The following is a 15,163-nucleotide window of genomic DNA, read 5'->3' on the forward strand; positions in this document are numbered from 1 at the left end:
AAACAGCGCTTACAATGCCCTCAACTACCGCAGCCAACCGGTTCGACCAAGGATAGCCCATGCCCCTTACCAAAGGGTTACTTCCTCCGCATATGCTCCTCCAAACGCGGCATGATTTCGACGAAATTACACGGCAAATGCCGGTAATCGAGCTGTTTCACCAAGATCTCGTCCCAGGCATCCTTACAGGCGCCGGTCGAGCCGGGCAGCGCGAACATATAGGTGCCATGCGCAACCCCGCCGGTGGCGCGGCTTTGCACCGCTGAAGTGCCAATTTTCTGCATCGACACCATGGTGAAGACCGTGCCGAAGGCGTCGATCTCCTTCTCATAGACATCGCGATGCGCCTCGACGGTGACATCGCGGCCAGTCAATCCGGTGCCGCCGGTGGAAATAATCACATCAATTTCAGGGTCTTGCGCCCAAGCGCGGAGCTGCGCGGCGATCTCGGCGCGTTCATCCCGGATGATCTTGCGCGCCGCCAGCATATGCCCCGCGCCCTCGATCCGTGCGACCAAAGTCCCGCCCGAGCGGTCCTCGGCCAATGTCCGCGTGTCCGAGACCGTCAACACGGCAATCCGCACCGGCACAAAGGGTTTCGTTTCATCCAGTCGAGACATATTTGCCCCCGTTATTAATCATGAATTCGCTGCGTTAACCCTGCGACGGGCCCCGCCTAGCCCAAGGACTTAAGCCGTGCCTTGATCTCGAGCAAATCGGCCCAAGCCTCGCGTTTGGCCTCGGGAAAGCGCAGCAAGAATGCCGGATGGGTGATCGGCATGGCGGGCAATGCCTGCGCCTCGGCCCAAGTGCCGCGCAGTTTGGTGATCCCGCGCGCATTCAGCAGCGCCTCACAGGCGGTATTGCCGACCAGCACCAAGAGCCGCGGCTTAACCAACTCGATATGGCGCAACAAAAACGGCCGCAGCATCGCCAGCTCGTGTTTGCTCGGCTCACGGTTGGCGGGCGGCCGCCAGGGCACGGTATTGGTGATATAGAGCGCGCTCGCCGGATCCTCGCTGCGCCGCGACAGACCGATGGCGGCGAACATCTGGTCCAACAGCTGCCCCGAGGCGCCGACAAAGGGGCGGCCCTTGCGGTCTTCCTCGGCCCCCGGCCCCTCGCCGATCACCATCACATGCGCCTGCGGGTTGCCATCGGCGAACACGCAATTGCGCGCCCCGCGGCGCAATTCGCAATGGGCAAACCCCTGTAGCGCCAGTTTCAACGCCGGCAGATCCTGAGCGGCAGCAGCGGCGGCTCTGGCCTCGGCAACCGTGTCGATCTCTTGCGGTTGCGGCATCGGCGGCGGCGCTGCCACCTGCCCCGGCTGCGGGACAGCAGCAGCGGCGGCGGGCGGCTCCACGCGTGCGAAACGGTCCACGGGTTCTGCCAGAACCGTGTCCGTCACGCCCAGTTCCACCTGCCATTCCAGCAAGGCGCGGGCCAGATGCCAATCCACCACCATCGTCATGGCGCCGACCCTAGCGCAAGCCGCGGGCGGGGCCAATGAGTCGCGTGCAGCGGCGATGCATTCCGCCCGCCGGACGGCCACCGCCAACAGGGCTTAATGCTTGCCCCCGCGCGCGCCCCTTTCTATACCGCCACCGACAGGCCAAAGGGGGCAAGGATGACTTTCACGCAGCGCCATCTTCTGGGGATCGAGCCGCTTCACCCCGTCGAGATCACCGCGATTCTCGACAAGGCCGAGGAATACGCCGCCCTCAACCGCTCGGCGCATAAACAGTCCGACGCGCTCAAGGGGCTGACCCAGATCAATATGTTCTTCGAGAACTCGACCCGCACGCAGGCCAGTTTTGAACTGGCGGGCAAGCGGCTGGGCGCTGATGTGATGAATATGTCGATGCAATCCTCGAGCCTGAAAAAGGGCGAGACGCTGATCGACACCGCGCTGACCCTGAACGCCATGCACCCCGATCTGCTGGTCGTGCGGCACCCGAATTCGGGCGCGGTTAACCTCTTGGCAGAAAAGGTAAATTGCGCGGTGTTGAATGCCGGTGACGGGCGCCATGAGCATCCGACGCAGGCGCTCTTGGACGCCTTAACCATCCGCCGCAAGAAGGGCCGTCTGCACCGGTTGATCGTGGCGATCTGCGGCGATATCGCCCATTCCCGCGTGGCGCGGTCGAACCTGATCCTCTTGGGCAAGATGGAAAACCGCGTGCGGCTGATTGGCCCGCCGACGCTGATGCCCGCCGGTGTCGCCGAATTCGGCTGCGAGGTCTATGACGATATGAAGGCGGGGCTGCAGGACGCCGATGTGGTGATGATGCTGCGCCTGCAAAAAGAGCGGATGGACGGCGGCTTCATCCCCTCCGAGCGCGAATATTACCACCGCTACGGGCTTGATGCCGAGAAACTCGCCCATGCCAAGCCGGACGCGATTGTCATGCATCCCGGGCCGATGAACCGGGGGGTCGAGATTGACGGCACGATTGCCGATGACATCAACCGTTCGGTGATCCAAGAGCAGGTGGAGATGGGTGTCGCCGTGCGGATGGCGGCGATGGACCTGCTGGCGCGCAACCTCAAAGCGTCGCGCGCGGGTGAGGGCTAAGGCGCCCGCCGCGTAACGGCAGCGCATTAAGCGCAGCCTTTAGCAGAGCCACATCCCCACCGTCAGGCTCGTGGGAACCCCGAGCCGCGCCCGACCTTCCCCACCGGCAGGGCATTTACCGCTGCCCGAACAGAGCCACTTCCCCACCCGCCACGCCCGTGGGAACCACGGGCCGCGCCCGCCCCTCCCCATGGGAGGGCGCATTGGCGATGGCGGGAGAGGCTCGCGCGGTATTCGTGCTTTCGAGTGCACCGCCTTGTGGCGAGGCTGGGGCGCCCACCCAGGATCGGGCGCGGCCCTTTGTGCGTTGCGGAGGGCTTTGGGGAAAGGGGGGCTCAAGGGTTGCCCTTAACGCCACCGCCCCCCGCCCCTACCGTTTTTCCTTGTCCCGAACCGCTCGGCTTGCAAACATGCGGCAGGGACATCACGGAGCGCAGCATGAGCACATCCCCCAGCGGCTGGGAGGGCATCCTGGATCAGGGCGAAGAGATCCTCTGGCAAGGCCAGCCCGACGACGCCATCATCTGGACCGATCTGATCAGCCCGCAAACCTTTATGGGCCTGTTCTTCTGCGGCTTCTCGGCCTTCTGGCTGACCGGCGTCTGGGCGATCCTCGGGAGTATGGACCAAGCCGGCGCCCTCGGCCTGATGTTCCTGCTGTTCCCGATTGTCGGGGTGATCTTTTTCGGCACCGGCCTCTATATGCTGGGCGGGCGGCTGTTCTGGGATGTCTATCTGCGCCGCCACACCTGGTATACGCTGACCACCGAGGCCGCCTATATCGCTACCGCGCCACTCGGCAAACGGCGGCTCAAACGCTATGCCTATAGCGAGATGTCCCAGCTCAGCCTCGATGACGGGCAGCCGGGCACGATTTGGTTCGCCGAGGAATTGCGCAGCTACCGCAGCCATTCGAAATCCGGCCGCGGCCGCACTCGCACCGCGCGCATACCGATCGGGTTTCGCCGGATCGGTGACGCGCGCGCGGTCTATAGATTGCTGCGCGACCACCGCGACCAATCCACCAGCGCGAGCGCGCCCACACCATAGCCGCCGCTATAGCCGCCACCCCTTAGCCAGAACGGCAAAACCGCGCAGGCTTCAAAACGCGGGATTTTTCGCCCGCAACTCGGGTCGCGCTCTTGTTGGCGGCACTCGGCTCACATACATCGGGGGGATGGAAAAACAGCCCTCTATCGTCAAACGCCTGCTGCGCCGTGTGCCGCGCGTGAATATCGTGCGCCTGCAAGGGATGATCGCTGCCGACGGGCGCGGGCGGCTCTCGGATGCCGCAGTCGCCCCGCTGCTGGAACGCGCGTTCAAATCCGGCAAGCCGAAAGCGGTGGCGCTGATCATCAATTCGCCGGGCGGCTCGCCGGTGCAAAGCGCGCTGATCGGCGCCCGCATCCGCCGCTTGGCCGCCGAGACCGAGCTGCCGGTGCATGCGTTTGTCGAGGATGCGGCGGCCTCGGGCGGCTATTGGATCGCCAGCGCGGCCGATGATATCCGCGTCGATGCGGCGTCGATTGTCGGCTCGATCGGGGTGATCTCGGCGGGGTTCGGTCTGCAGGACGCAATCGGCAAACTCGGCATCGAGCGCCGCGTGCATACCGCCGGACGCTCGAAAAGTCAGATGGACCCGTTCCAGCCTGAGCGCCCCGAGGATGTCGCGCGGCTTGATGCGCTGTTAGAGCAGATGCACGGCGTGTTTATCGACCATGTGAAAACCCGCCGCGGCGACAGGCTCAGCAGCGAGGATGAGCTCTTTGACGGCAGCTTCTGGCTCGGCGCCGAGGCGGTGCGGCTGGGGCTGGCGGACGGGCTCGGCCATCCGGTGCCGGTGCTCAAGGACCTATATGGCAAAGAGGTGCGGTTTCGCGTCTTCGGCCCGCGCCGCCGGTTGATCTCGCGGCTGGGACTGTCGCTGGCGGATTCGGCGCTCGGCGGCATTGAGGAGGCTGCGCTCTGGGCGCGGCTCGGCGTCTAAATATATGATTTTACGCGCCGTTATCCTGTTTTTGCTGTTCATGCTGGTGATGGCCATGCTGCAAAAAGCCTTTCGCCCGAAAGGCAAAGCCAAGCCCAAAGCGCTGGACCGGCTGCGATGCCCGACGTGCAAACGGGTGAATTTTTCCAACACACCCGCGCGCTGCGACCGGGCTGACTGCAGGTATCGCTGATGCTACTCGACTTTGCGATGATCATCGCCGGATTGGTGCTTTTGGTCTTTGCCGGTGACGCGCTGGTCAAAGGCGCCGTCAACCTGAGCCTACGGCTGGGGATACCGGCGCTGATCGTCGGTCTGACCGTGGTCGCCTTTGGCACCTCGGCGCCGGAACTTCTGGTCTCGATCGAGGCGATTCTGGGCAATGCTCCGGCGCTGGCTCTGGGCAATGTGGTCGGTTCGAACACCGCCAATATCCTGCTGGTGCTGGGCATTCCGGCGCTGATCACCGCGGTGCCGGTGGCGCGCTCGCTGGCGCGGGATTTCTGGATGATGATGGCGGCAACGGCGCTGTTTATCGGTCTCGCCTTCCTTGGCCCGCTGACCTGGATGCACGGGCTGGCGCTTTTGGCCGGTCTCGCGCTGATGCTATGGAACAGCTACAGCCGCGCGCGGGCGCATCGGAACGAGATTTGCAACGGTAACGGCACCACCAGTGACCCGCTCTGCGATGACGAGGGGCTGGAACTTGAGGGCGTCGAACCCGATATCTCGGGCTGGAAAATCGCGCTCTTCTTGCTGGCGGGGATTATCGGCCTGCCGGTGGGCGCGCGGCTTTTGGTCAATGGCTCGGTCGATATCGCCACCTATTGGGGGGTCAGCGATGCGGTGATCGGGTTGACGCTGGTCGCGGTCGGCACCTCGCTGCCGGAACTCGCCACCACCGTGGCCGCCGCGCTGCGCCGTGAGGCTGGCGTGGCGATGGGCAATGTCATCGGCTCGAACCTGTTCAACCTTCTGGGCATCATCGGTGTCGCCACGCTGATCGGCCCGATTCCGGTGCCGCTCGAGATGTTGCAGCTTGACCTCTGGGTGATGGCCGCCGCCTCGGCGCTCTTGGGCTTTTTCGTCTATACCGGCCGCAGCATCACATGGCGGGCGGGGCTCGGCCTCTTGCTCCTCTATGCGCTCTATGTGATCCAGTTGTTCTATTGAACTGACCACGGAGGGGATGATGAGCGGCTCTGAACTCAGCCAAGGCGCGGTGCCAAACAAAGCCGCCCTGATCACCGGCGCGGGGCGGCGTTTGGGCCGCGCGATGGCGCTCTATCTGGCCGGGCGCGGCTATGATGTGGCGCTGCATTACGCCGCCAGCGCCGATGAGGCCGAGGAGACCGCGCAAGAGGCCCGCGCGCTGGGCGTGCGCGCCGTCACCCTACAGGCCGACCTGCTGGACGAGGCCGCGACCGCGGCGCTGATCCCCGCCGCCACGCAGGCGCTGGGACCGCTGACGGTGCTGGTCAACAACGCCTCGATCTTTGACTATGACACGATCCACAGCGCCACATTGGACAGTTGGAACCGTCATATCGGCTCGAACCTGCGCGCGCCCTTCGTGCTGACCCAAGGGTTCGCCGCGCAGGCCCCCGAGGCAGGCACCGACGCCGCAGGCGAGCCCATCGCCACATCGCTGGTGATCAATATGATCGACCAGAGGGTGCGCAAGCTGACACCCGAATTCATGACCTATACGATCGCCAAAATGGGACTCTGGGCGATGACCCAGACCACCGCACAGGCGCTGGCACCGCAGATCAGGGTCAATGCCATCGGCCCCGGCCCGACCCTGCAGGGCGCGCGCCAGAGCGACAATCATTTCGCGCGCCAACGCCAGCACACGGTGCTGGGACGCGGCTCGAACCCCGAGGATATCACCGCCGCACTGGGCTATTTCCTCGATGCGCCCGCGGTCACCGGGCAATTGCTCTGCGTCGATGGCGGGCAACATCTGGCCTGGCAGACCCCCGACATCTTGGGTGTCGAATAAGCCAGCCTTGCCAACAGACATGGGTTTGTCCACCGGCGGCAAAAGCGTCACATTCCTGTTACAAAATCCCATTGATTATCAATGTGTTGCGTCACGCCTGTTTTTTACTTCAACAATATCAACACGTTACAAAACTGCCTAAATTTTGAGCAGAACAGCGAAACAGGCCGATTACATGGGATTTTCGATCTTACCCATCCCCTCTCCACAGGGTTATCCACAAGTTCCGTGGAAAGCTTTGCCCTTGATCTTGTTCCCGCTAGGGTGCAGCCCCAGTTAAGAATCACCGCCCCGCCTGTAAATCAGGTGATTCCCGCCGCGGTTGTCGCGCGCCCCTGCCACTCTTCCGGCTCTCGCCTGTCCTCCAACCCCGCCAGTCCTCCAGAATAAGCAGCCCCAAAGACGCCCCGTGACCGAAAACCCCAGTGACCAGACCCCAGAGGCGCCCCTGCCCGATGCCGCAACCGATGACGCAACCGGCGCCCCAACCGATGCCGCATCCGGCGTCAAAGCCGATCAGCCCGAGCGGTTGACCGGTGAAAAGCTGATTGCCTCCTATGTGCGCCAGCTCGACGGCTCGCCCGGGGTCTACCGTATGCTCGATGACGAGGCGCGGGTGCTCTATGTCGGCAAGGCGCGGGATCTGCGCGCACGGGTGTCGAATTACGCGCGGATGACCGGCCATACCGCGCGCATCGCACGGATGATCTCGGAAACGCGGTCGATGATGTTTCTGACCACCCGCACCGAGACCGAAGCACTGCTGCTCGAGCAAAATCTGATCAAACAGCTCAAGCCGGTCTACAACGTGCTGCTGCGCGACGACAAAAGTTTCCCCAATATCCTGATTGCCAAAAATCATGCCTTTCCACAGATCCGCAAGCATCGTGGTAAACGCAGCACAAAAGGCAGCTATTTCGGGCCCTTCGCCAGCACAGGTGCGGTGAATCGCACGCTCAACCAGTTGCAAAAAGTGTTCCTTTTGCGATCTTGCACCGATACCGCCTATGCCAATCGCACGCGGCCCTGCCTGCTGTATCAGATCAAACGCTGCGCCGCGCCCTGCGTCGGGCTGATCAGCCCTGAGGATTACGCCGGTCTCGTCGCCGATGCCGAACGCTTTCTTTCGGGCAAAACCAGCCATGTGCAGGCGCAGCTTGCCGACCAGATGCAAGAGGCCTCGGACGCGCTGGAATTCGAGCGCGCCGCCGCCCTGCGCGACCGTATCCGCGCGCTGACCACCGTGCAGCAGCAGCAGGGGATCAACCCGCGCAGCGTCGATGAGGGCGATGTCATCGCCCTGCATCTGGAAAAGGGTCAGGCCTGTGTGCAGGTGTTCTTCATCCGCGGCCATCAAAGCTGGGGCAACCGCGATTTCTACCCGCGGACCGGCGCTGGCGCCGACGAGCCCGAAATCCTCGAGGCGTTTCTGGCGCAATTCTATGATGGCAAACCGCCGCCGAAACAGATCCTGCTCTCGCATCCGGTGGAGAACGAGGATCTGCTGCGCGAACTCCTCTCGGCCCGCGCCGGTCGCAATGTGACCCTGCATGTGCCGCAGCGGGGCGAAAAGGCCGAACTGGTGGAAAACGCCCTGCGCAACGCCCGCGAATCGCTGGGCCGCAAGATGTCCGAAAGCGCCGCCCAGTCGCGCCTCCTTGCCGGGCTGGCCGAAGCCTTCGATCTTGAGGACTCGCCGCGCCGCGTCGAGGTCTATGACAACAGCCATATTCAGGGCGCCCACGCCATCGGCGCGATGATCGTCGCCGGCCCTGACGGGTTCATCAAAAACCAATACCGCAAGTTCACCATCAAAGGCGAAGCCGGCGCGCAGGGCGATGATTTCGGCATGATGCGCGAGGTGATCACCCGCAGGTTCGAGCGCCTGCTCAAGGACGACCCGACCCGCGAGACCGAGGCCTGGCCCGACCTCTTGCTGATCGACGGCGGCGTCGGTCAGGTCTCGAGCGTGGCCGAGGCGCTGGCCGAACTGGGCATCGACGATGTGCCCTTTGTCGGCGTCGCCAAGGGTGTGGACCGCGATCTGGGCCGCGAGGAGTTCCACCGCCCCGGCCAGCGCCCCTTTGCCCTGCGCCACAATGATCCGGTGCTCTATTTCATCCAGCGCCTGCGCGACGAGGCCCACCGTTTCGCCATCGGCACCCACCGCGCCGCCCGCGCCAAGGCCAGCACCCGCACGCCGCTGGACGAGATCCCCGGCGTCGGCGCCGCCCGCAAACGCGCGCTCTTGGCGCATTTCGGCTCGGCCAAAGCGGTCACCCGCGCCGGTCTCGCCGATCTGCAACTGGTGAACGGCATCTCCGACGGGATGGCGCGCACGATCTACGAGTTTTTCAACGCCGGAGATGGTTAATTAACCCCGATCCGCCCTGCCCCTGACCGCCCGCCCCTGCGGCAAACCGCGGCAGAGGCGAGCGCGGCGATAATCTCCCCTTCCCCCCGACACCTCTTTGCCGCTACAAGGCGATATGCGCGCCACGATACCCAACACACTCACCATTTTGCGCCTCATAGCAGCCCCCGGCATTGCTGTGATGTTCCTCTATTTCGCCCGTCCTTGGGCGGATTGGCTGGCGCTGATCCTGTTTCTAAGCGCGGCGATCACCGATTTCTTTGACGGCTATCTGGCGCGGCTCTGGCGACAGGAAAGCCGCATCGGCGCGATGCTCGACCCGATTGCCGATAAGGCGATGGTGGTGATCGCGCTATTGGTGATCACCGGCTATTCCGGCATGGACCCGTGGCTGATCCTGCCCGCGACGGTGATCCTGTTCCGCGAGGTGTTTGTCTCGGGCCTGCGCGAATACCTCGGCAACACCTCGAAACTGCTGGCGGTCACCAAACTGGCGAAATGGAAGACCACCGCGCAGATGACCGCGATCTCGGTGCTGTTTGCCGCCCTCGGGCTGGAATACGTCCGCGAGCAGGCCCTGATGCGCAACCGTGAGGTGATCCATGAGATGACCAACACCGGATTTGACGCCGAATTCAACATGTTATGGCTGTCCAACAACAGCGGAGAGGCGGTTTGGCTCTTGGGCCTCGCGCTGATCTGGATCGCCGCGCTGCTCACCGCGATCACCGGCTGGGATTATCTGAAAAAGAGCCTACCTTATCTCAAGGAGGCACGCGAATGACACTGACCGTTCTATATTTCGCATGGCTTCGCGAACGTATCGGCGAGCCACGCGACACCATCACCACCGAGGCCGCAACCGTCGCCGATCTTGTCGCGGAACTGCGCACCCGTGAAGAGCGCTATGCGCTGGCCTTCTCGGATCTGGGCTCCATCCGCGTGGCGCTGGATCAGGAGCTTTCCGAATTCGACGCGCCGCTGGCGGGGGTCCGCGAGGTGGCATTCTTTCCGCCGATGACCGGAGGCTGACGCGATGGCAATCAGGGTTCAGGAGGCGCCGTTTGACTACGGGGCCGAATGCAGTGCTTTTGCTGCCGGCACCGAGGGCGCGGGCGCCGTGGTCACCTTCTGCGGCATCGTGCGCGACAATGACGGCACGCTGCGCGGCATGGATATCGAGCATTATCCCGGCATGACCGAACGCGCATTGGCCGGGATCGAGGCCGAGGCGCGCAACCGCTGGCCGCTCAGCGACGCGCTGATCATCCACCGTTTCGGGCCGCTGGTGCCGAATGATATGATCATGATGGTCGCCACCGCCGCGCGCCACCGCGCCGACGCTTTTGCCGCCGCCGAATTCCTGATGGATTACCTCAAATCCCGCGCGCCCTTCTGGAAGAAAGAGCATAGCGCCGATGGCGCCGATTGGGTCGCCGCAAAAGACGAGGATGAAGCCGCGCTCACCCGCTGGTAAACGCGCTCAGCCGCCGGACTTCCGCCGCACTCACCGTTGATCCGCAGGCACACCCTTCGCATCAACGGCAGGGCTACAGCCTCACGCTACCGCCATAAGCACAGTTTTCGTTGCAGATTCAGGCCCGACGCCACCCCATTCCGCCCGCCGTTACGGCGTTTTCCCCGCCCGTCGCCGCCGCTCTTCATAGCTGCCGAACTCCACCGGCAGCACGAATTGCGCGGTCTCGCCGCTTTCGCGGTCGGTCACCGTGGTGCGCAGATTAAACGCCCCGCGCGCGCCGCTGACACGGTAGGTCAGGTGGAAAAATCCGTCGATCGGGCGGCTATAGCTGTCCAGTTGAATGCCGCCCATCGGGATCATCGCCTCGGTCATCTGCTGCCCGTCCAGCGAATCCAGCGTAAACGCGACGTCGAATTGCAGCCGGTTGATCCCCTCGGGCTGGGAACTCAGGCTAAACCCGTAAACCTCGACATAGGCATAGACCGATTCGCCGGGCATATAGAGATTGCTGCGCCGCGGCTCATAGACGCCGAAACCGGTCGCCGGTCCGGTGATCAACTGCGCGTTGGTCACGCCGAAACCGGTCTGCGCGGTGACGCTGTTCATAAAGCCCCGCGCCGCCGCAATCGCCTCGTCCGCACGGCCCTCGGCCAGCAGGGACTCGATCCGCGCCGCCCGCGCCGCAAGACTGTCGCCCGCCGCCGCCACAGGCGCTGCTACGGCCTCAGCGGATATTGCGGGTGCCGGTGCTGGAGCGGGTGCAGGTGCCGGAGCGGGTCGGCCCTCGGCGGGTGCCGGAGCGGGCGCCGGTGACGGTCGCCCCTCACCCGGCGCATTTTCCGCCGGCCCGCCATGGCTATCCGCCGCGACCGGCAGCGCCATAGCGGCGGCCAAACTGGCGCAAAGCGCGATCACTGCAGGCGAGGCACAGGCCCGCACAAAAGCCCGAAGTGTCATCGGAAATCCCTAATGCTGGTGGTTTGACGCAGAGTGCCCCTGCGCCCGGTCAAGGGCAAGACCTGCTCGCGGCGTTGTGTTATCGCGCCAGCGCTTCGTCAGCGCCCCCGCAACCAAACACCGCCGCTAAACACCACCGCCGAACGCCGCTCAGCCCTGCGCGCGCAGCCCGTCAATCTCGCTGCTGAGGATCTGGTTCTCATGCCGCGCATCGCGCAGCCCGTCCATCGCCGCCGCCAGTTCCGCCTGCAATTGCGCGGTCTCGCGGGTGACCTCTTCCTCGCGCTGGTGGATATAGGCAATCGCCTGATCGCGGGTTTCCTCGGCCTCATGCAGCGCCTGCGCCATCCGCTCCAACTCGCCCAGATCGGCCTGGGTGACGCGGGTAAACCGGTGCACCAGCCAGTTGACGAACCAGCCCAGCGCAAAGGCCGCAGTCAGCACGATCACGGTGACAACGACGAATTCTGTGCGGTTCATGCGGGCGCTCCGGGCTCAAACATAGTTAATATCTCGCTCTGGCGCAGCGCCAGTCGCGGCAGGTCTATCATTCACTTTCGGCAGCGTCATCACCTGACGTTTCGGCCTCCGCCGCCTCGTCGGCCCCCGCCTCGCCAGTCTCCGCCTCTTCCGGCACCTCCAGCCCCTCGGGGCGGGGGCGCGGGCGCGTGGTGTCGTCACCGGCTTCCGAGACCTCGAACTCCAGTTCCGCCTCCAGCGCCGGATCCAGCGGCTCGGGCTCGGCCTCGGGGCGGATCAGGGTAAATTCAATGCGCCGGTTTTCCTCACGGCCCGCGGCGGTGCCATTGTCGGCAATCGGGAATTCCGCGCCATAGCCCCGCGCCACGAACGAGGCCACCAGCACCCGCCGCGTCATCAGCGCATTGACCACCGCCTCGGCGCGCGACTGGCTCAGCCGCTGGTTGGTCTGCGCGCGGCCCTGACTGTCGGTATGGCCGGCAACTTCAAAGGGCAGTTCGCCGCATTCGCGCAACTCCTCAGCAATCGCATCCAGCACCCGCCCCGAGGCGGCGTTGATGCTGATCGAGCCCGGATCAAAGGTGATTTTCGACTCGCTCAGGATCGCCTGCACCCGCGCCTCGCAATTCTCCGGCGTCGGCGCCTGCGCCACCGGATCAAGCGCCTCGCTATATTCGACGTTAATGGTAAATTCAGTGTCCGCGCCCAGCCCCTCGACAATCACCTGCGTGACCTGTGTCTCGACATCGGGATTGCCCGAGACGCCGCTGACCTCGATCCGGTCGGCCAACACCAGAGCCGACCCATGGTGCAATTCCGCCACCGCCTCGATCGCGGTTAATACCCGCACCGACCAGCCCTGCGGCAGGTCCTCGGCGACGCGGATCGCCATATCCACCGATTGCGCCCCGAAACGTGCCTGCGCGAATGACCGCACCGCCTCGCGGATACGGGTGTTCGGCAAGCGTCCGGCCAGCGCGATCTGCCCGTCTTCCTCCAGCACCAGCGTGACCTCGGCGCGCCCGTCATCGCGGGTGCTATCCTCGGCCGGCGGGTCCAGCCGCCGCGCGCTTAACACAAAGGCATCGGGCAGCGCGGTTTCCAACCGGCCCACGGCGCGGTCAAACAGGTTCGCGGCCACCGAATGCGGCACGATCAGCGCCACATCGCCATCCGAGATCGTCAGATTGCCCTCACCCAAGTTGGCCAGCGCGGCAATCGTTGCCGCCACCGCCTCGCCCCAGCGCGGCGAAGGCGTGCCCAGCGCCAAAGGACAGGTGGCCGCGCGGGTCATCCCCGCCGCCTGCAGCGCATTGCGGATCTGCGCCTGCGCCTCTTCGGTATCGGCGGAACAGGCGCGCAACTGCCAGCGCCCGCCCGACAGATCCACGCGCAACAGAAACGGCGTCGCGACCGGGCGCGGCGGCGTCAGATCCAGCGTCAGCACCTGCCCGCGCGGCGCCATGCCGCGCAGCCGTGTTGCCAGCCGCTCGCCCGCCTCGGCGCTCTCGACCAACGCCTCGACCTCGATCCGTCCGGCGCTCACCGAGATCCGGCCAATGTCAAATAACGCCAGCCCGTTAACCGCGAAATCCACCGCCCGCTCCCAGCCCGCAGGCACCGCGTGATCGGCGGATTGCAGCATGTCGGCGATCTCGGAATCCGGCACAGCGGCTTGAAGTTCCTCGACAATCGGCATTTCGCCTTCTGCGCCCGGCACCAGCCCGATCACCGAGATATCGCTGCGGTCGCGCATCATCTCGATGCGGAACACCGGCGTCACCACCGCATTGCTGACCGGCACCTCGATACTGTCCGAGACCCGCGCCGCATCGACCACCGTGCCCGCCACCCGCAGCGCGCGGATACGGTCCGATTCGGTCGGCGCGGTGCCGCTGAGCGCCGCTTGCAGCCCGTCGACCTCGACCTCGACCCATGGCAGGTCCGCCGCGTCAAAAGCCTGCGCCAGCGCCTGTGCCGAGCGCCGCTCCAGCCCCGCCGCCAGCAACAGCGCGACAATCAACGCAAGGGCGACGGCCAGCACAAAGGCGGCGATAGAAGCGATCAAGGGTTTGTTAGTCATTGCCCATCCAAGCGGGGCCCATCCAAGGCGGTTTCACAGTCTCGCGCGGTCTCAGGCGCGGCGCGATCAGCCTTTGACCTAGACCCATGCGCCGCGCGATGCAATCACACCAGAAGCGCAGCGGCGAAAATCAGCACAACGATCAGACCGGCATCACGGTTCGAGCGAAACAGCCGCAGGCAGACCGCGCTATTGTCGATTTTCAGCAAGCCCAACTGCCAGTTGAGATGCGCGCCAAAAGCCCAGGCTCCGGCAAGGCTCAGCGAGAGTTTCAGCGGATCTGCCAGCGGCGTCAGCGCATAGATGATCGCCAGCGACATCAGCACCACCGAGGCCACCAGAAACCCGCGCAGCCAATACTCGGTGTTCTCGCCAAACAGCCGCGCGGTGGATTTCACCCCGATCAGCGCGTCATCCTCGGCGTCCTGATGCGCATAGATCGTGTCGTAAAACAGCGTCCAGCAGATCCCCGCAATATAAAGGATCACCGCCGGCATCCCCAGACTGCCGGTCTGCGCGGTCCAGGCCAGCAAGGCGCCCCAGTTGAACGCCAGCCCTAAAAACACCTGCGGCCACCATGTGAACCGCTTGGCAAACGGGTAAATCGCCACCGGCACCAGCGCCAGAAAGCCCAAGGCAATCGCCGCGCCGTTCAGGGTTAGCAACAACAGGAAGGAGGCAAACATCTGGAACCCCATCCAGATCAGCGCCTCGCGCACCGTCACCTGCCCCGCCACCAGCGGGCGGTTGCGGGTGCGCTCGACCTTGCCGTCGATATCGCGGTCGGAAATGTCATTCCATGTGCAGCCCGCGCCGCGCATCAACACCGCGCCCGCACCGCAGACCAGCATGATCCAGATCGTGGTCAAACCGCTCGACCCCGGCGTCGCCAGCGCCCCCAAGAGCGCCCCCCACCAGCAGGGCAGCAACAACAGCCAGGTGCCAATCGGTCGGTCAATCCGCGACAGCCGCAGATAGGGCTTCATGTCATCGGGGGCTTTGGTATCGACCCAACTGCCCTCGACCCGGTCGGCAATCGCGGTATCCGCCTCAGCTTGCGCCGCGTCGGCCTGACCCTCGACCTGCGCCTGATCCGCGCCGGTCTCTGCCTGCAAACTCGAGCCTTCGCCCTCTTCGCCCATAGACGCCCCGACAGACGCTTGCGCCTCCGCGCCGCTTTCGGCATCTGGTGTTTGCTTCGTCCCGGTCATAAAGTCGC

At 64.6% G+C, this 15,163-nt stretch carries 16 protein-coding genes; 10 read left to right on the forward strand and 6 right to left on the reverse strand.

Annotation, left to right across the window (positions count from 1 at the left end):
- Positions 1–77: 77 nt before the first annotated feature.
- Positions 78–620 carry a molybdenum cofactor biosynthesis protein B gene (gene moaB, locus DDE20_RS02730; RefSeq protein ID WP_116556891.1) on the reverse strand — a complete coding sequence of 181 codons (543 nt, stop codon included), beginning with the start codon at positions 618–620 and terminating at the stop codon, positions 78–80.
- Between the two features lie 56 nt (positions 621–676).
- Complete coding sequence (locus DDE20_RS02735; RefSeq protein ID WP_116556892.1) at positions 677–1,474, reverse strand: uracil-DNA glycosylase; 798 nt, start codon at positions 1,472–1,474, stop codon at positions 677–679.
- Positions 1,475–1,630: 156 nt separating this feature from the next.
- Here DDE20_RS02735 and DDE20_RS02740 point away from each other — a divergent pair, with 156 nt between their 5' ends.
- From DDE20_RS02740 to DDE20_RS02785, 10 genes are all read left to right on the forward strand, one after another.
- Positions 1,631–2,578, forward strand: coding sequence for an aspartate carbamoyltransferase catalytic subunit (locus tag DDE20_RS02740; RefSeq protein WP_116556893.1), 948 nt, complete (start codon positions 1,631–1,633; stop codon positions 2,576–2,578).
- A 438-nt stretch (positions 2,579–3,016) separates the two neighbouring features.
- Positions 3,017–3,628: a hypothetical protein gene (locus DDE20_RS02745; RefSeq protein WP_116556894.1), complete on the forward strand. Its 612-nt coding sequence runs from the start codon at positions 3,017–3,019 to the stop codon at positions 3,626–3,628.
- Between the two features lie 127 nt (positions 3,629–3,755).
- The gene (locus tag DDE20_RS02750; protein WP_116556895.1) at positions 3,756–4,565 is read left to right on the forward strand and encodes a S49 family peptidase; all 810 of its coding nucleotides are present in this window, start codon (positions 3,756–3,758) and stop codon (positions 4,563–4,565) included.
- A 4-nt stretch (positions 4,566–4,569) separates the two neighbouring features.
- Positions 4,570–4,758, forward strand: a complete 189-nt coding sequence (locus DDE20_RS02755) for a hypothetical protein (RefSeq protein WP_116556896.1) — start codon at positions 4,570–4,572, stop codon at positions 4,756–4,758.
- On the forward strand, positions 4,758–5,738 hold the full coding sequence (locus DDE20_RS02760) for a calcium/sodium antiporter (protein ID WP_116556897.1): 981 nt from the start codon (positions 4,758–4,760) through the stop codon (positions 5,736–5,738). Before DDE20_RS02755 ends, DDE20_RS02760 begins: the two co-directional genes overlap by 1 nt.
- Before the next feature lie 19 nt (positions 5,739–5,757).
- Positions 5,758–6,570, forward strand: coding sequence for an SDR family oxidoreductase (locus tag DDE20_RS02765; protein WP_116556898.1), 813 nt, complete (start codon positions 5,758–5,760; stop codon positions 6,568–6,570).
- A gap of 529 nt (positions 6,571–7,099) precedes the next feature.
- Positions 7,100–8,944 (forward strand): excinuclease ABC subunit UvrC, encoded by a 1,845-nt coding sequence (gene uvrC, locus DDE20_RS02770; protein ID WP_276308522.1) that lies wholly within the window; start codon positions 7,100–7,102, stop codon positions 8,942–8,944.
- Between the two features lie 115 nt (positions 8,945–9,059).
- Positions 9,060–9,728, forward strand: coding sequence for a CDP-diacylglycerol--glycerol-3-phosphate 3-phosphatidyltransferase (gene pgsA / locus DDE20_RS02775; RefSeq protein WP_116556899.1), 669 nt, complete (start codon positions 9,060–9,062; stop codon positions 9,726–9,728).
- Positions 9,725–9,976, forward strand: coding sequence for a molybdopterin converting factor subunit 1 (gene moaD, locus DDE20_RS02780; RefSeq protein ID WP_116556900.1), 252 nt, complete (start codon positions 9,725–9,727; stop codon positions 9,974–9,976). The genes pgsA and moaD overlap by 4 nt, the downstream gene beginning before the upstream one ends.
- A 4-nt stretch (positions 9,977–9,980) precedes the next feature.
- Positions 9,981–10,421, forward strand: coding sequence for a molybdenum cofactor biosynthesis protein MoaE (locus DDE20_RS02785; RefSeq protein WP_116556901.1), 441 nt, complete (start codon positions 9,981–9,983; stop codon positions 10,419–10,421).
- Between the two features lie 150 nt (positions 10,422–10,571).
- On the opposite strand, the gene DDE20_RS19095 is transcribed toward DDE20_RS02785, so the two are convergent.
- From DDE20_RS19095 to ubiA, 4 genes are all read right to left on the reverse strand, one after another.
- On the reverse strand, positions 10,572–11,381 hold the full coding sequence (locus DDE20_RS19095) for a hypothetical protein (protein WP_205961603.1): 810 nt from the start codon (positions 11,379–11,381) through the stop codon (positions 10,572–10,574).
- Between the two features lie 150 nt (positions 11,382–11,531).
- Positions 11,532–11,861 carry a hypothetical protein gene (locus tag DDE20_RS02795; RefSeq protein ID WP_116556902.1) on the reverse strand — a complete coding sequence of 110 codons (330 nt, stop codon included), beginning with the start codon at positions 11,859–11,861 and terminating at the stop codon, positions 11,532–11,534.
- A 67-nt stretch (positions 11,862–11,928) separates the two neighbouring features.
- The gene (locus tag DDE20_RS02800; RefSeq protein WP_116556903.1) at positions 11,929–13,944 is read right to left on the reverse strand and encodes an OmpA family protein; all 2,016 of its coding nucleotides are present in this window, start codon (positions 13,942–13,944) and stop codon (positions 11,929–11,931) included.
- Between the two features lie 104 nt (positions 13,945–14,048).
- Positions 14,049–15,155 carry a 4-hydroxybenzoate octaprenyltransferase gene (ubiA, locus tag DDE20_RS02805; RefSeq protein WP_240607816.1) on the reverse strand — a complete coding sequence of 369 codons (1,107 nt, stop codon included), beginning with the start codon at positions 15,153–15,155 and terminating at the stop codon, positions 14,049–14,051.
- Positions 15,156–15,163 lie beyond the last annotated feature (8 nt).

This window comes from Pararhodobacter oceanensis (genome assembly GCF_003076755.1).
Taxonomy (GTDB): Bacteria; Pseudomonadota; Alphaproteobacteria; order Rhodobacterales; family Rhodobacteraceae; genus Pararhodobacter; species Pararhodobacter oceanensis.

What these genes read in the sequence shown, in the direction of transcription:
- DDE20_RS02760 (WP_116556897.1), top strand. Translation starts at nt 4,758, where the DNA reads ATGCTACTCGACTTTGCGATGATCATCGCCGGATTGGTGCTTTTGGTC.
- DDE20_RS19095 (WP_205961603.1), bottom strand. Translation starts at nt 11,381, where the DNA reads ATGACACTTCGGGCTTTTGTGCGGGCCTGTGCCTCGCCTGCAGTGATC.
- moaD (WP_116556900.1), top strand. Translation starts at nt 9,725, where the DNA reads ATGACACTGACCGTTCTATATTTCGCATGGCTTCGCGAACGTATCGGC.
- DDE20_RS02800 (WP_116556903.1), bottom strand. Translation starts at nt 13,944, where the DNA reads ATGACTAACAAACCCTTGATCGCTTCTATCGCCGCCTTTGTGCTGGCC.
- DDE20_RS02765 (WP_116556898.1), top strand. Translation starts at nt 5,758, where the DNA reads ATGAGCGGCTCTGAACTCAGCCAAGGCGCGGTGCCAAACAAAGCCGCC.
- DDE20_RS02755 (WP_116556896.1), top strand. Translation starts at nt 4,570, where the DNA reads ATGATTTTACGCGCCGTTATCCTGTTTTTGCTGTTCATGCTGGTGATG.
- DDE20_RS02740 (WP_116556893.1), top strand. Translation starts at nt 1,631, where the DNA reads ATGACTTTCACGCAGCGCCATCTTCTGGGGATCGAGCCGCTTCACCCC.
- ubiA (WP_240607816.1), bottom strand. Translation starts at nt 15,155, where the DNA reads ATGACCGGGACGAAGCAAACACCAGATGCCGAAAGCGGCGCGGAGGCG.
- DDE20_RS02785 (WP_116556901.1), top strand. Translation starts at nt 9,981, where the DNA reads ATGGCAATCAGGGTTCAGGAGGCGCCGTTTGACTACGGGGCCGAATGC.
- DDE20_RS02750 (WP_116556895.1), top strand. Translation starts at nt 3,756, where the DNA reads ATGGAAAAACAGCCCTCTATCGTCAAACGCCTGCTGCGCCGTGTGCCG.
- pgsA (WP_116556899.1), top strand. Translation starts at nt 9,060, where the DNA reads ATGCGCGCCACGATACCCAACACACTCACCATTTTGCGCCTCATAGCA.
- DDE20_RS02735 (WP_116556892.1), bottom strand. Translation starts at nt 1,474, where the DNA reads ATGACGATGGTGGTGGATTGGCATCTGGCCCGCGCCTTGCTGGAATGG.
- moaB (WP_116556891.1), bottom strand. Translation starts at nt 620, where the DNA reads ATGTCTCGACTGGATGAAACGAAACCCTTTGTGCCGGTGCGGATTGCC.
- DDE20_RS02745 (WP_116556894.1), top strand. Translation starts at nt 3,017, where the DNA reads ATGAGCACATCCCCCAGCGGCTGGGAGGGCATCCTGGATCAGGGCGAA.
- DDE20_RS02795 (WP_116556902.1), bottom strand. Translation starts at nt 11,861, where the DNA reads ATGAACCGCACAGAATTCGTCGTTGTCACCGTGATCGTGCTGACTGCG.